This is a genomic window from Acinetobacter sp. M5A5_2a (assembly GCF_053345265.1).
This window is the reverse complement of the sequence record NZ_JBKEZV010000008.1, coordinates 64,706-79,980: the sequence shown is the minus strand read 5'-3', so window position 1 is coordinate 79,980 and position 15,275 is coordinate 64,706. Positions and strand designations below refer to the sequence as shown.

Sequence of the window (15,275 nt, the reverse complement as noted above, 5' to 3'; positions counted from 1 at the left end):
TTTAAAGGAAATTAGAATGTCGGTAATTGATATAGGCGGTGAAGTACGTGAAGGTGAAGAACTTGATATTGGAGCAGTTGAAAGTTGGTTAAAGAACCAAGGTGTTGAGTTGGTTGGCCCAGCAATCGTGACCCAATATACAGGTGGTGCTTCAAATTGGACTTATCGTTTAAAGTATGAAAATACCGATTTAATTTTACGACGTCCTCCAAAAGGAACAAAAGCGAAGTCGGCTCATGATATGGCCCGTGAATATATGGTGCAAAAAAATCTTGCGCCTTATTATCCGGTGCTTCCTAAAATGGTGGCACTTTGTCAGGATGAAACCGTTATTGGCTGTGATTTTTATGTCATGGAACGTATTGAAGGTATTATTCCCCGTGCAAAATTGCCGCCCGAGCTTGGTTTTAATGAAGAGGATGTTCACCAACTTTGTGTAAATGTGCTTGATAAGCTCATTGAATTACACCAAGTTCCTTATGAAAACACGCCTTTAGCTGAACTGGGCAAAGGTACAGGATATTGCCGTAGACAAGTCGAAGGTTGGGATAAGCGTTATGAAAAGGTTCGAACGCTCAACGTTCCTTCATTTAAATATGTTCGAAAATGGTTGAAAGATAATGTCCCTCAAGATTCCACGACTTGCATTATTCATAACGATTGGCGATTTGATAATGTGATTTTAGATCCAGAACATCCAACTGAAGTGATTGGCGTGCTGGATTGGGAAATGGCAACCTTGGGTGATCCATTAATGGATTTAGGCAGTGCTTTAGCCTATTGGGTTGAACCTACGGATAATATGATTTTCAGATCGACACGCCGTCAACCTACCCATTTAAAGGGAATGTTCTCTCGTAAAGAAGTTGTTGATTATTACCTGAAAAAAACAGGTTTGAACCCTCAAAACTGGGCTTTTTATGAGGTATTTGGCGTATTCCGTTTAGCAGTGATTGCTCAGCAAATCTATTACCGCTATTACCATAAACAAACCCGAAACCCAGCGTTTAAAGACTTCTGGATCGTCATTCATGCGTTACATATCAGAGCTTTAAAACTTATTGGGCAACAAAAAATTCAAGAATCGGAATTTGCCCAGCAATCTCTACAGAAAATACAGGGTATTTTAAGAAAATGACCACAATTTATCTGGTAAGACATGGACAGGCATCATTTGGTAAAAGTAACTATGATGAGTTGTCTGAAAATGGTGAGGCTCAAGCGACTTTATTAGGGCAATACTTTAAGCAAATATTGAAAGAACAACCTTATGTTGTGGCCGGAACCATGCAGCGCCACGAGCAAACTGCACAACTCGCATTAAATGAATGCTTTCCAGATGCTGTGATTGATCACAATAGTCTATGGAACGAGTTTAATCATCAGCAGGTTTTTGCACGCTATGAACCACGTTTTGAACAGCCTGAGTTGTTAAAAGCTGACGTAGCACAAGAACAGAACCCGCGTGCATATCTTGCCAAAATATTCGAAGGCGCAATTGGACGATGGACTGATGGCGATTTTCATCATGAATATGATGAGTCATGGCCGCATTTTAAAGACAGAGTTGAAATGGCACTACAACAACTTTGTGATGAATTGGCAAAAACCAAACCTCGTTATGCAGTGGTTTTTACCTCTGGTGGTGTGATTTCTGTAGCAATTGGCAAATTACTTGAACTGAGTCCAAATCGAACTTTTGCCTTGAACTGGGCAATTACCAATACAAGTCTCACCACTTTACGCTTAGTTGGAAATGAAGCTCAGGTTTTAAGTTTAAATGAACATCATTTTATAAAAGCTGAGCGTCCAGATTTACTGACATGGATTTAAAAATAAGGATAAAAGCATGGCAAAGACAATTTTAATTACAGGTGCAAGTTCTGGGTTGGGTGCGGGTATGGCTCATGAATTTGCAGCGAAAGGCTATAACTTGGCGATTTGTGCACGCCGTTTAGATCGATTAGAGACTTTAAAAACCGAACTTGAAAATGAATATGGCATTCAGGTGATTGCAAAAAGTCTAGATGTGACTCATTACGATCAGGTTTTCGAAGTTTTTCGTGCATTTAAGCAAGAGTTTGGTTATTTGGACCGAATTATTGTCAATGCTGGAGTCGGAAATGGTCGTCGTATTGGTAAAGGCAATTTTGAAATTAACAAAGCCACCGCTGAAACCAACTTTATTTCTGCCTTAGCGCAGTGTGAAGCGGCGGTTGAAATTTTTAGAGAGCAAAACGCAGGTCATTTGGTGGTGATGTCATCCATGAGTGCCATGCGTGGATTACCAAAACATTTGTCAACCTATGCAGCAAGTAAAGCTGCGGTTGCTCACTTGGCTGAAGGTATTCGTGCTGAATTACTGGATACGCCAATTAAAGTTTCTACAATTTTCCCAGGTTACATTCGCACTGAAATGAATGAAGGTGCTAAACATTTGCCATTTGAAGTCGATGCTAAAACAGGGTGCAAAGCACTAGTCAAAGCTATCGAAAAACAACCAGTGAAAGCTTATGTACCGCAGTGGCCATGGTTGCCAATGAGTATTGCAATGAAGGTTTTGCCTTTAAGGTTGGTCAATAAATTAGGATAGAAATTACCCCCTAAATTTTAGGGGGTAATTTTTTATATTTAGAACTTCTTGGTGTAATTGACAAATAAACGGTCTTCACCAAAGTCATTGCCATGTTTAACATTGTAATCAATGCGAATGTATTGCAGAGCAACACCTTTTAAGAACGGCTGCTGAAACGCATAGTTTAAAATCACGTTCGACTCAGTTTCTTGGTTTTTCTCGCCATTGGCTGCTTTAAAGTCATGGCCATACACATATTTCACCATCGCATTTAAGCCTGGTACATAATCTTTAAAGTCGTAGCCATACATCACATGGTAAGACTTTTCATCTTCTTTAAAGAATCCGGTTGCGTTCCAGTTAATGAAATAGGTTTCAGGTAAGAAGCCATCTGGTAGTGGATAAGCTGATTCACCAATAATTTGTTGGTAACCTAAACCAAAGGTATGGTTTTTTACTTTGACAGTTTCAAGTAAGCCGATGTTCTGCGCATCAATATCAAAAGTATTGCCATCATCTTTGGCATTGAAGTATTTAAACTTGGAAGTTAGGGCAAAAGTTGGCTGCTTCCATGTATGCTCAAGTCCTACATAATGCTTGTTATACAGATCCTCTAAATTACCAAAGTAATATTCACCCTTTAAAGACGGCGTAAATTGATAACGCAGGTCAATATAATTCAAACCATCAGATTCTTTAGTAATTCCATTTGCAGTGAAAGAAAACTTTTTAAAGTCTTCTTCATTTCGTGGCGAGACTTTTTCAACCCGACCAATTTCGGCATAGAGTTGATCTGAAAGTTGCGACTTAAGATTGGTTCCCCAATATGAAGTGAGTAACTGACGACTGGCATCGACAGCAGTTACGGGTAAATCCAACCAAAGTTCACCTACACTTAAAAGTGTTTTGTCATAGCCCAGCTTTAAGGTCCCACCGTATTTTAGATAGTCTGATGCCTGAGATTGTGTTTCTTTATTAAAAGGTAAAACGGTGTCGGCGACATGTTTGTCTGAACTTAAACGTACTGCATACTGAACAGAAGCATCTGCACCAATGGTGATTGGCTTGTCTGCTATTACTAGTGGGGTGTCATGCATTTTCGATTTATAAAATAAAGAGGCTGCCTGAGACCAGCTACCTGTGTCTTTGAGTGCATCGTTATCAAAATTACGATTAATGTAGGCATTTTTTAAAGTGAATTTCCATTCATCTTCAGCCTGCTGATTTGGATTTGCAGCGAATGAATTGCCACACATCAATACTAAAGTTGCTATAGCTAAAGGCTGCGGTTTAAAGCGGTGTAATAATTCCATAATCCATTTCCAAAATCTATGCGCCAGTCCTAGGCATTACGTATTGTGAAATATTTGTGTAGTACTCCCTAAGTTCTTAAAGGGAGCACTGTTAAATAGCGGGTGATTTCTTCAATTAATTTAATTTTTCAAGCTTCATACTTTCACTAAAGAATTTGCAGCCTTTGAAAAGTAAAATTAAAGCCAGCACACAAGAGAACCCACCGACAATAGATAAAGATGAGCCAACCATTAAAGGATTAGCAAAAACTTTATCTGTAATGATTGCGACCAATGTTGTGCCAATACCAAGCCCAATTAAGTTACTGATCAAAAGGAAGAGAGCTGAAAGGCGTGCTCTAAATTGATTTGGCGCTAACATTTGTAAGGCAGTTGCCGAAATTACCAGAGGGAAAGACGCAAAGAACATCGCAGGAATTAATAAGCTAACCGACAACCAAAGCTGATCTGTTTGGGTAAAAAACGAAATTGGAATAATAAGACCAACAATACCAATCACACCCGTAATCATCGGAGCATCTTGGCGTCCTTTTTTGATAAACCAATCATTTAACCAACCTGCACAAAACACCCCTAATGTATTTGCAATTAATAGAATGGTACCGAGCATATAGCCTGTTTCAGTCGGTGCGAGTTGAAACTTACGAATATAAAATGCAGGTGTCCAGCTAGTTAGGCTGTAGAGCGCCATAGCATAGAAGGTAAAACCTAAATAGTGACAGGCAAAGGTTTTCGAATGCTTTTTAATAAACTGAAGACATTGTGTGAATTTAACTTGGTCAACTTGTCCGTTTTGGTTCAGCTGCTGACCTTTACGTGCTGGGTCTTTAACCGTCAGAATAAATAACAAACCAATAATGATGCCGGGTAAACCCACCACTAAAAAAGCGATTTGCCATGCCTTAAGTGCGCCTAATAAAGGAACTTGAATTAAAGTCACGCCTTTAAGTAAATTAATGACATAACCGCCGACTAAAAAGGCAATACCGCCACCTAAAAACGCTCCAACAGAATAGATACCAACAGCGCGACCTAGTTTGTCCTTGCTGAACATGTCACTAAACATTGAATATGCAGCAGGAGATAAGGCAGCTTCGCCTACACCAACAGCCATACGACTTAAAAATAGTTGAATAAAGTTTTTACTTAAACCACAAGTGGCTGTTGCCAAACTCCAGACAATAATACCGATTGAAATAAGCTTTGGGCGCGAAAAACGGTCGGCAATATAGGCTAAAGGTAAACCCATTACGGCGTAAAACAGTGAAAAGGCAAGGCCATGTAATAGACTAAACTGGGTATCTGAAAGTTGAAGATCGGCTTTGATCGGCTCGATCATAAGTGCCAGAATTTGGCGATCAATGAATGAAAATATATAGGCCAACATACAAAGTATGACCACGTACCATGCATATGCATTGGTTTTCTTTTGTGTCCTTTCAACAGCAATATTACTTTGGTTCATACACTTAATCCTTATGTATAAAACTCTTTTAGAGAAGTTGAATCTCGGCTATCTATGTTTCCTAAAAGATAGTTTGGTGTCCCCCCAATAACTTTTGAAAAATAAATAACCTGTTTGATTGAAGAATTGCCTTACATACAAACTGCATATACAGACAAAGATAGTTAAAGAAGAGGGTTAGAATTCCTATATGATGGAAATATTATTTTCTTTTTATATGTAAAATTCCATTACTTATTAAGTATGTTTGGATACCTAATAGGTATTTAAACAATCGGAAAATTTAGAAATTATTATGATTTATAGGAAGAAAATGATGTTTTATGATTTTAAATTTTTGATAAATATTGATATTTTAAAAAAAGTAAGCAGAAGCTCATATCGGTTTTCTGCTTACTCTTTCATGCTTAAAACAAGATGAATAAGAGACCTAAGTTAGCTTGAAGGCATAAGATCAAATAATTTCTTCAACTGGTTATTTAGATTGTGGAGCTCATCTTCTGAAAAAGCATTCAAAATACCAGCCAAGGTCACAACACTAATCTGATTAATCTGTTCAACCAGCTCAACACCTTTAGCGGTCAATTTCACCATTGAGATCCGTTCATCCGAAGTAGAAGAGTAGACTTCAACAATTTCATCTTCAACTAACCGATATACAGCTTTGGTTGCAGTGGTTAATTTTAACGTCGAAAGATTAGCAATATCGGTAATACTTGCTTCTCCAAGGGCATTGGTACTTAAAATAATTTTACGGCGTGTATTGTCGATACCTAGTTTTTTTATTGATTTTTCAATAAGTTGAGAATACTTTCCATTAACTTGGGAAATCCAAAAAAAAGGGAAATTTTGAATACTCGACGGTTCTTTATTAGGAAGAAATTGTTCTAAATGATCAAGCATAGCTAAGCAATAACTTAGGAAAAAGGGTAATCCTATTATAAACAAAATTTTGCATATTTCCTTGAGTACAAATTATAAAAAATACTTGACAATTCCATTAAATTTTCACATATTTTAATCAATGGATAAAAATACATGGAAAAGTGAATGAATATTATTAGCCAAAGAGTGCATAAAGGAAATGGCAAGCTCAAGGTGATGGTCAAAGATACAATTGATATTCAGGGTCTAAAAACCATTGCTGGCAGTCGAGCTTTATTAGATGTTGAACCTGCTCAGGATGATGCTGAGGTCGTTAAAAACGTCTTAAAAGCAGATTGTGAAATTATTGCAAAAACAAATTTGCACGAATTGGCTTTTGGAATTACGGGCATTAACCACGCTTTTGGTACACCCATTAATCCTAAATATTCTGAACTTATCCCAGGCGGATCTTCAAGTGGTTCGGCTGCGGCAGTTGCTGCTAAACAAGCTGACTTTACTCTAGGCACAGACACGGGCGGTTCTATCCGGATGCCCGCTGCATGTTGCGGAGTTTTTGGTTTAAAACCGACTTTTGGTCGGGTAAGTCGCAAAGGCGTATATCCGCCGTCCAGTTCTTTAGATTGTGTTGGTCCTTTTGCAAATTCAGTCGAGATGATTGAAAAAGCCATGCAAATTATTGACCCAAGTTTTAAGCCTGCCGAATGTACTCAAGCACCAAAACTTGCTGTTCTCGATGTAAAAGCAGATGACGTTATTTGGAACTGTATTCATCAAGCGCTTCAAAAAGCGAATTTACAGACCACTTTAGAAAAAGTTGAACATTTTGACGCGGCTTATGACGCAGGCATGCAGATTATTAATTATGAAAATTGGCAAGCTTTTGGTGAGTTAACCAAAACAGGTTTAATTGGTTCTGATGTAAATGGTCGTTTATTAAAAGCAGCACACACCACTTTAGAGCAAGTAAAACAAGCCGAAGTTGTGAGAGCGCAACTGACTCAAGAACTCGATGCTTTATTAGAAAAATATGATGCATTGATTTTACCAACACTTCCGCAAATTCCACCCAAAGTTGCTGAAGCTGAAAATACAGTCGCTTTTTTGAATCTGACGGCTTTAGTTCGTCCATTTAACTTATCAGGACATCCCGCCATTTCAGTGCCACTTGAAACCAGTGAAGGTTTACCTGTGGGCTTACAGATTGTATCGAAGCATCAAAAAGATGAGAAATTATGCGCAATAGCTAAATTTTGTGTTGATGCAATACAATAAATTACAAGGAGTTAGATGATGAATAAGTTATCTAAAATGGAGTTTACTTCTCAAGATAAAGCAATTGACTTAGATGCTTTGTGTCAAGAAATTCGTGAGCGTGCCTGTACAGGCGAATTCGATAATCAGGCGTATGTGAGCCAAGACATTATCGAAAAACTTAAGCAGATTGGTGTTTACCGTGCATTAGTTCCTAAACGTTTTGGTGGTGAAGAACGGTCGCCACGGCAGTTTTGTGAATTGATTGAAACTTTATCTAAAGCTGATGGTTCAGTGGGTTGGGTGGCAAGTTTCGGTATGAGCCCTGCGTATTTAGGAAGTTTGCCTGAAGAAACGCTTAAAGAATTGTACCAAAACGGACCGGATGTGGTCTTTGCTGGAGGTATTTTTCCGCCGCAGCCTGCCGAAATTACCGATGAAGGTGTCGTAGTTCGTGGACGCTGGAAATTCTCAAGTGGGTGTATGGGAGCTGACATTGTTGGGGTAGGAATTTCACCGCTTAAAAACAATGAAATGCAAGGCTTACCACGCATGGCAGTGATGCCTGCCAAAAAAGCCAAAATCGAAATGACATGGGACACCGTTGGCCTAAAAGGTACGGGAAGCCACGATTTGGTAGTCGAAGATGTATTGGTCGAAAAGAAATGGACCTTTGTACGTGGTGAACCTTCAAAACTAAGTGAACCATTTTTTAAATATCCGTCACTCTCTTTAGCTACTCAAGTGTTAACGGTGGTGGGTATTGGCGTTGCAGCTGCTGCATTAGAGGAATTTGAAAAATTGGCACCTGGTAAAGCATCTATTACAGGTGGATCAGAAATTGCCAACCGCCCAGTGACTCAATATGAGTTCGCTCAAGCAGACGCAGAGTTTCAGGCTGCAAAGTCTTGGTTTTATCAAACCATGGACATTGTTTGGAATGAAATTATTGCTGGACATGAGGCAACTGCTGAACAAATTAGCGATATGCGTCTGGCATGTACCCATGCAGCTCGAGTTTGCGCCAAAGTGACCCGAAAAATGCAAATGCTTGCGGGCATGACAGCAATTTATACCAACAATCCATTTAGCCGTTTTGTAAACGACACCAATGTAGTGACCCAGCATGCCTTTATGGGTGATGCGACTTTACAAAATGCAGGCTCAATCAGTTTCGGGTTAAAGCCAACCCCAGGTTATTTATAAGTTTAATTTTTAAAAGGATATTGAGATGGAAGCTAAAAAATCATTACGCGTTTTGTTCTGCATGGGTATTAACCAAAACTTTTTTGATGCGGAACCTGCTGAAGCAAAAGCAGTTTGGGCAGCATTTGGTGAAATGTGGAATGGCATTCATGACTTACCAGGTGTGCATGTTTTTGGAAATCTTGATGATGACCAAAGCATGGTTGGTCCAAGTGCAGGTTGGCCTTGGACAACGTACTTGCTTGCAGATGTTCCAGATATTGAAACCGTACATGCCGCTTGTAACTTGTTTAGAACTACGGTGGTGGGTGAAGGTCCATACAAACTTTGGAAATATTGCAAAGTTGAAGCTCGTGTTGGACGCGAATTAATTATCCAACGTTAAGGCGACTGCAATGAATGACAAAGTGAATATTGCAGAAATCATAGAGCGGCTAGAACAGTTAGAAGCCCATAACGCCATTCGTAACTGCCTGAACCGTTATATGGAAATCTGCGACGAGCTCAATGCAAATACAGATCTTGATGAGTTAATGAATCTTTTTGATCAGGACTGCATTTGGGAAGGTATTGGTGAGAAATATGCCAAATCTTTTGGTCGATATGATTCTTGGCAATCGATTTACGACATGTTTAAAAGCTACACCCAAAAAGAGTCTCACTTTGTTATGAATGCACACTTTTTAAATTCAGAGCAAATTTATGTAAATCAAAATGATGCGAAAGCTTCATGGCTTATGTTGCAAACTTCAACTTTTAAAGATGGCCGTAGTCATCTGAATGCAGCAAAGCTCAATGTGAAGTTTCAAAAGCAAGCAGATGGAACATGGAAAATTAAACATTTCCAAACACAGAATATTTTCAGTCGTCCCGTATCGCATTGGCACAGTGAAGCCGAACTGCCAGTACCTTCCCAGGAATGACCCAGGACATATTTAAAAGGACTATTGATATGAACAGTATTATCCCAACGCATAACATTGGCACTGATTACGAAACTTTAGTTAAAAGTGACCGTGCCCATACTTCTCTTTATAAAGATGAACGCATTTTTGATGAAGAAATGGAAAAAATCTTTTATAGCACTTGGGTGTGGGTTGCTCATGCCAGCGAAATTCCAGAAGGTGGAAGCTATAAAACCATTAATATTGGTAAACAACCTGTTGTTGCGGTACGTGACCGTAAAAAGAAAGTCCATGTGCTTTTAAACCGTTGCCGTCACCGTGCCGCAACCGTATGCGAACATAAAAAAGGAAAAACCAATAGTTTTGTATGTCCGTACCACGGTTGGAGTTATGCACTTGATGGTAGCTTACGTGGTGTGCCATCTCCGGAAAGCTACGGTGATTGTTTAGATAAATCTGAATTACCGTTGGTGAGTCTACGTGTAGAAGAATATAACGGCATGATCTTCGCTTCATTTAAAGAAGACATTCAACCGCTTGAAGAATTTCTTGGGCCAGCAAAAAAATGGATTGACCTGTTTATGAAACAAGGTGCGGGTTATCCAATTAAAGTTTTGGGTGAACACCGTTTCCGTTTCCCTGGTAACTGGAAAATCCAGCTTGAAAATACCACCGATGCATATCACTTCCCGTTGGTACACAAGTCATTCTTAAGCTCTGTTGATGAAAAAACTGAAGAACTCTTTAACTTCGAAAACCAGCCGGGTTTTGTTGAAGATTTAGGAAATGGTCACAGTGTGATGGTAATGATTCCTGAACTGGTTGATTTAGACGAAGAGCTCATGGAGCGTCCAATTCAAGAGCGTTTTGAAGACTTGGCTCAAGCTTTGCGTGATGAAGGTCATGAAGAATTAGAAGTGCGCCGTATTGTGCGTGCAGTCGGTGGTTCTGGCTTTAACTTGAATTTATTCCCTAATATTGCATGTTCAATGGCATTCTTCCGTGTGTTGCAGCCAATTTCAGTTGCTGAAACAGAAATTCATCACTCGGTGATTACGATGGATGGTGGTCCGCAAATTGCCAACCAATATCGCTTACGTTTGCATGAACATTTCCAAGGCCCATTTGGTTTTGGTACGCCAGATGACTCTGAAGCTTGGGAGCGCGTACAACACGGCGCCAATGCAGGCAATGATTTATGGATCATGCTGAATCGTGGTTTACCGGGTGAAGTCAAAACTGAAGATGGCTTAAAAAGTGATGTCAGTGCTGAAACAGGTATGCGTGCTGCATATCAGCAGTGGAAAAAGATGATGACGGCTTAAGGAGAGAGCAATGAATATGAATCTGCAATTATTAAATGAAGTCACTGCTTTCATCTGGGCTGAAGCAGACATGTTAGACCACAGTGAATATCGTGAATGGCTTAATTTATGGAATGAAAAAGGCGTTTATATCATTCCGATTGACCCAAACCTAACTGACTACGAAAACAACTTAAATTATGCCTATGACGATAACCACATGCGCACATTACGGGTAGAGCGTCTTGAAAATGGTGAAGCAATTTCAACTGCACCTAAGGCAAATACCGTGCGCAGTGTGTCTCGTGTACGTGTTATTCAAGAGCAAGATAATGAAATCGTTTTACGCTGTGCTCAAAACTTACGTGAGTTTCGCAAAGAAAACCTAAAACATTATACCGCAGATATTACTTACCATTTAGTTCGTGATGCGGCTACAGGTTTTAAAATTAATCGTAAAATCATTAATTTGGTTAATTCAACTGATACCTTGGCTGGTATTAGCTACATTCTTTAGGAGCAGCAAATGAAACAAGTTGTTTTAGTGACAGGGGCTGCTTCTGGACTCGGTAATGTTATTGCTGAATATTTTGCAAGCCAAGGCCATCAAGTGATTTTGTCAGCCAGTACGCTTGAAAAGGCCGAAAAAGCCAAGGCGCAAAGCCAGCATGCACAAAATATGTTTCCTGTGAAATTAGATATTTCAGTCGAAGCAGATTTTCATGCCGTGGTGCAATGGATTGAAGAGAGGTTTTCTAAACTTGATGTGTTGATTAACAATGCAACTGTCACCAAGGCAACTCCGGTATTAGAAATTACCGCAGCCGATTTTGATTGGGTGACTCAAGTTAACCAACGTGGCACTTTTCAGGCTTGCCAAATTATTGGCCAATATATGGCTAAAAAAGGCTATGGACGCATCATTAATATGGCGTCTTTAGCGGGGCAAAACGGTGGCACTGCAACGGGTGCACACTATGCGGCAACCAAAGGTGCCATTGTCACTTTAACCAAAATTTTTGCTAAAGAATTTGCTGCAAAAGGTGTGACGGTCAATGCGGTTGCACCGGGACCAATGGAATCACCGATTGTTCATAGTGTGGTGTCAGACGAAAAAATGGAACAGTTCATCCAGAATATTCCTGTGAAAGCTTTAGGTAGCATGCATTTTATTGCTGAAACTTGTGGGTTGCTCGCGAGTCCAAATGCGGGGTTTGTGACTGGTGCAACATGGGATATTAACGGTGGTTTATTCATGCGCTAAGCACGTAGCTTACACATGAAAAGGGAGTTGAATCATGATTACACTTTATGATGTTGTCGTTAAAAATCGCCATGTGGAAGGCGGAAATATTGCAGTCATGGAATTTGAATCTGCAACTTCTGCAACATTGCCAAAAGTTGAAGCGGGTGCGCATATTGATGTGCACTTACCAAATGGGATGGTGCGTCAATATTCACTTTGTCAAAATCCAAATGACGAAGGTAAGTTCCGCCTCGGAATTTTACGAGATCCTGAATCACGTGGTGGCTCAGTCTCGGCTTTTGATGAAATCAAAGATGGCATGCAAATTCAGGTTAGTGAGCCAAAGAATTTATTTCCACTTTTAAAAGCCAAACACAGTGTATTGATTGGTGGTGGAATTGGAATTACGCCGTTAATCACAATGGCATATCAACTTGCCTCTGAAGGCACATCCTTTGAGCTTCACTACTGTGGTGCTAGCCCTGAAAACTGTGCTTTTGTTGATGAAATTAAAAATGGTGAGTTAGCAAAATATACAACCTTCCATTTTAAATCCGAAGGTGCAAGCTACAGAGCGTTTTTTGAATCTGCCATTAAAGATATTGATCTTGAAAGCCATATTTACACGTGTGGTCCAGTCGGTTTCATGGACTGGGTGATTAACCTTGCCACGACTCACGATTTCCCTGAGCAGCAAATCCACAAAGAATATTTCCAAGTTGAAACCGACACCTCGGGAGATTCATTTGAAGTCGTTGCTGAGCGTAGCGGAAAAATCATTATGGTCGAAGCTGGCGAAACTATTTTGCAGGCTTTGGCTAAAGAAGGCATCGAGATTGAAATGTCTTGTGAGCAAGGCGTATGCGGAACCTGTATGTGTGATGTGATTGAAGGCGAACCTGATCATCGAGATGTTTATTTTACTGATGAAGAAAAAGCCAGTAATGAACAAATATTGGTGTGCTGTTCGCGCTCTAAAACACCGAGGTTAGTTTTAGATATCTAATGCTCTCGTGATTTATATGGATGTAAGAGAAGGTTTAGGAGAAAGATGATGAATGTATTACAACAAATAGATGAGTTTACGGTCGATCCATTACAGTTCCGACGGGCATTAGGAAATTTTGCAACAGGCGTTACCATCGTTACTGCACAAAATGCACAAGGCGAGAAAGTCGGTGTAACCGCAAATAGTTTTAACTCGGTGTCACTCGATCCACCACTTATTTTGTGGAGTATTGATAAAAAATCTTCGAGTTTTTCGGTGTTTGAAGAAGCGACACATTTTGCCGTCAATATTTTATCGGGCACGCAAATTGAACTGTCTAATAAGTTTTCGAGACGTAATATTGATAAATTTGCAGATACAAACTTTCAACTTGGTGCTGGACGCGCACCAATTTTAGAAAATTGTTCTGCGGTGTTTGAGTGCGAACGTTATCAGGTTATTGAAGGTGGTGACCACTGGATTATTGTTGGTAAAGTGGTTCGATTCCATGATCAAGGCAGAAGTCCGCTGGTTTACCACCAAGGCGCATATTCTTGTGTAATGCCGCATCCAAGCCTTCAAGTTAAACAGACTGAAGAAAATGGCGTAGACCAGACTCATTATGGGCACTTATATAATAATGTATGTTACTTAATGAGCCGTGCTTTTAAAGCCTATCAAACGGACTATATTCCTAAGCAAATGGCTTCTGGTTTCCGTACTAGTGAATCACGTCTCTTACTTGTTTTGGCAAGTGGTACAGCTTCGAGTAAAGAAGATTTACCACGAGATATTGCCATGCCAATGCAAGAGGTAGAGAGATCGGCTGAAATTTTAAAATTTGAAGGATTACTGGTCGATCACGATAATTTATACGCACTGACCGAGAAAGGTAAACAAACGGCGCAGTATTTATTTGATATTGCCGATAGCCACCAAAATGAAGTGTTTAAAAAATATTCTGAGGAACAAAAGGATATTTTTATTACCATGCTGCGAGACTTTGCAGGAGTAGCATAAGCCCCATTAAGCTGATAAATTGAATTGATTTATCAGCTTCTTTACATCTAGCTGACTATAATCAAAAGAATTCCAAGGATAAGGAATTTTTGGCACACAATTTGTTTATCAATAAAACATGATTGCAAATAAGCCAAGACAGTGAACTACAGCGAAAGAAAATATTTCGCGGTGGCACGTGTATAGAGAGGTAAGGGATGAACCAATATGTAAGTGATGCATTGTTGAATTGGACACACCATATCAAGAATGTTTGCGGAAATTTTGAAACAGATTTTGACGGCACCCGTAATTTATTCATTGGAGAAGTTCAATGTTTCTTATTGGGTGATACCGAAATTGCTTTTATCAGAAATAATGCAAATAAGATTGTCCGAAAAGCCGATGAAATCGATCGAGTGAATAATCGTTTTTGTTTTTTGATTTTGCAGTATTCGGGAAAAATGCTGCTCGAGTATAAAAATGAAACGCTAAGCCTGAATGAAGGCGATATTGTGTTGGTGGACCCGGTCGAAACAATTTCGATGTACCCGCAAGGGTTGGTTAGCCAGATTTCAGTGCATTTGTCCCGTGAAAAATTACTTAAAGAAAATATTAGTACTGAATATTTTGGAAAACTGATTACTCAAAATATGAGTGGTTTTTTACTCAAGAATATTTTGAAAAATATGTCTGCTGAAAACATCAAACTTTGGTACGCAACCGAAGATGGTAATGCTTTTGAAGATGCGCTGATTGCCTTAATCAAACCCACAATCAATTATAAAAATATTAATAGCTCAAATAATCTGATGGAAAAAGCCGAGCGCTATATTATAGAAAACTTAGCAAAACCGGATTTAACACCTAAATTAATTGCAGAACATATTGGGGTGTCGTTACGTCATCTCTATCGTCTGTTTCTTCAAGAAAATTTATCTATTAACAAATATATACAGCTCAAACGTTTAGAAAAAGTAAAAGCAGATTTACTCGATAAAAGAAATAAACAAAGCTCGATTACCCAAATTGCTTTGAAATGGGGCTTTTGGGATGGCGCGCATTTTTCAAAAATATTTAAGAAGACTTATGGTATTTCTCCTAAAGAATTTAGAGAGGGTATGTCGGCTTAAAT

Annotated in this window: 16 protein-coding genes; 13 read left to right on the top strand and 3 right to left on the bottom strand. The window is 39.3% G+C overall.

Annotated features, from left to right (window positions below; all coding sequences use genetic code 11):
• The first annotated feature begins 16 nt into the window (after nt 1–16).
• Genes ACLBWE_RS10915 through ACLBWE_RS10905 form a run of 3 tightly spaced genes read left to right on the top strand, consistent with a single transcriptional unit; the run spans nt 17 to nt 2,593 of the window.
• Nucleotides 17–1,138 (top strand): phosphotransferase family protein, encoded by a 1,122-nt coding sequence (locus tag ACLBWE_RS10915; protein WP_447602844.1) that lies wholly within the window; start codon nt 17–19, stop codon nt 1,136–1,138.
• The gene (locus tag ACLBWE_RS10910) at nt 1,135–1,833 is read left to right on the top strand and encodes a histidine phosphatase family protein (protein ID WP_447602842.1); all 699 of its coding nucleotides are present in this window, start codon (nt 1,135–1,137) and stop codon (nt 1,831–1,833) included. Before ACLBWE_RS10915 ends, ACLBWE_RS10910 begins: the two co-directional genes overlap by 4 nt.
• A gap of 16 nt (nt 1,834–1,849) precedes the next feature.
• A complete protein-coding gene (locus tag ACLBWE_RS10905) occupies nt 1,850–2,593 on the top strand; it encodes an SDR family oxidoreductase (protein ID WP_005040180.1) in 744 nt (247 codons plus the stop codon).
• Nucleotides 2,594–2,631: 38 nt separating this feature from the next.
• On the opposite strand, the gene ACLBWE_RS10900 is transcribed toward ACLBWE_RS10905, so the two are convergent.
• From ACLBWE_RS10900 to ACLBWE_RS10890, 3 genes are all read right to left on the bottom strand, one after another.
• Nucleotides 2,632–3,888 (bottom strand): OprD family outer membrane porin, encoded by a 1,257-nt coding sequence (locus tag ACLBWE_RS10900; RefSeq protein WP_447602839.1) that lies wholly within the window; start codon nt 3,886–3,888, stop codon nt 2,632–2,634.
• Nucleotides 3,889–4,003: 115 nt separating this feature from the next.
• Complete coding sequence (locus ACLBWE_RS10895; protein WP_045431323.1) at nt 4,004–5,353, bottom strand: spinster family MFS transporter; 1,350 nt, start codon at nt 5,351–5,353, stop codon at nt 4,004–4,006.
• Between the two features lie 435 nt (nt 5,354–5,788).
• A complete protein-coding gene (locus tag ACLBWE_RS10890) occupies nt 5,789–6,256 on the bottom strand; it encodes a MarR family winged helix-turn-helix transcriptional regulator (protein WP_004642999.1) in 468 nt (155 codons plus the stop codon).
• Between the two features lie 147 nt (nt 6,257–6,403).
• Here ACLBWE_RS10890 and ACLBWE_RS10885 point away from each other — a divergent pair, with 147 nt between their 5' ends.
• From ACLBWE_RS10885 to feaR, 10 genes are all read left to right on the top strand, one after another.
• On the top strand, nt 6,404–7,513 hold the full coding sequence (locus ACLBWE_RS10885; RefSeq protein ID WP_447602836.1) for an amidase: 1,110 nt from the start codon (nt 6,404–6,406) through the stop codon (nt 7,511–7,513).
• Between the two features lie 36 nt (nt 7,514–7,549).
• Nucleotides 7,550–8,698 (top strand): acyl-CoA dehydrogenase family protein, encoded by a 1,149-nt coding sequence (locus tag ACLBWE_RS10880; RefSeq protein WP_427959296.1) that lies wholly within the window; start codon nt 7,550–7,552, stop codon nt 8,696–8,698.
• Between the two features lie 25 nt (nt 8,699–8,723).
• A complete protein-coding gene (locus ACLBWE_RS10875) occupies nt 8,724–9,083 on the top strand; it encodes a hypothetical protein (RefSeq protein WP_000387554.1) in 360 nt (119 codons plus the stop codon).
• A gap of 10 nt (nt 9,084–9,093) precedes the next feature.
• Complete coding sequence (locus tag ACLBWE_RS10870) at nt 9,094–9,621, top strand: nuclear transport factor 2 family protein (RefSeq protein WP_447602834.1); 528 nt, start codon at nt 9,094–9,096, stop codon at nt 9,619–9,621.
• 29 nt (nt 9,622–9,650) lie between these two features.
• Nucleotides 9,651–10,928, top strand: coding sequence for an aromatic ring-hydroxylating oxygenase subunit alpha (locus ACLBWE_RS10865; protein WP_017388273.1), 1,278 nt, complete (start codon nt 9,651–9,653; stop codon nt 10,926–10,928).
• 10 nt (nt 10,929–10,938) lie between these two features.
• On the top strand, nt 10,939–11,424 hold the full coding sequence (locus ACLBWE_RS10860; RefSeq protein ID WP_447602831.1) for an aromatic-ring-hydroxylating dioxygenase subunit beta: 486 nt from the start codon (nt 10,939–10,941) through the stop codon (nt 11,422–11,424).
• 9 nt (nt 11,425–11,433) lie between these two features.
• Entirely contained in the window at nt 11,434–12,171 is a 738-nt protein-coding gene (locus tag ACLBWE_RS10855; RefSeq protein WP_447602829.1) for an SDR family NAD(P)-dependent oxidoreductase, read from the top strand.
• Nucleotides 12,172–12,205: 34 nt separating this feature from the next.
• Nucleotides 12,206–13,159: a PDR/VanB family oxidoreductase gene (locus ACLBWE_RS10850; RefSeq protein ID WP_447602827.1), complete on the top strand. Its 954-nt coding sequence runs from the start codon at nt 12,206–12,208 to the stop codon at nt 13,157–13,159.
• A gap of 45 nt (nt 13,160–13,204) precedes the next feature.
• Nucleotides 13,205–14,161 (top strand): p-hydroxyphenylacetate 3-hydroxylase reductase component, encoded by a 957-nt coding sequence (locus ACLBWE_RS10845; RefSeq protein WP_080592267.1) that lies wholly within the window; start codon nt 13,205–13,207, stop codon nt 14,159–14,161.
• A 197-nt stretch (nt 14,162–14,358) separates the two neighbouring features.
• Nucleotides 14,359–15,273, top strand: a complete 915-nt coding sequence (feaR, locus tag ACLBWE_RS10840; RefSeq protein WP_005040201.1) for a transcriptional regulator FeaR — start codon at nt 14,359–14,361, stop codon at nt 15,271–15,273.
• Nucleotides 15,274–15,275 lie beyond the last annotated feature (2 nt).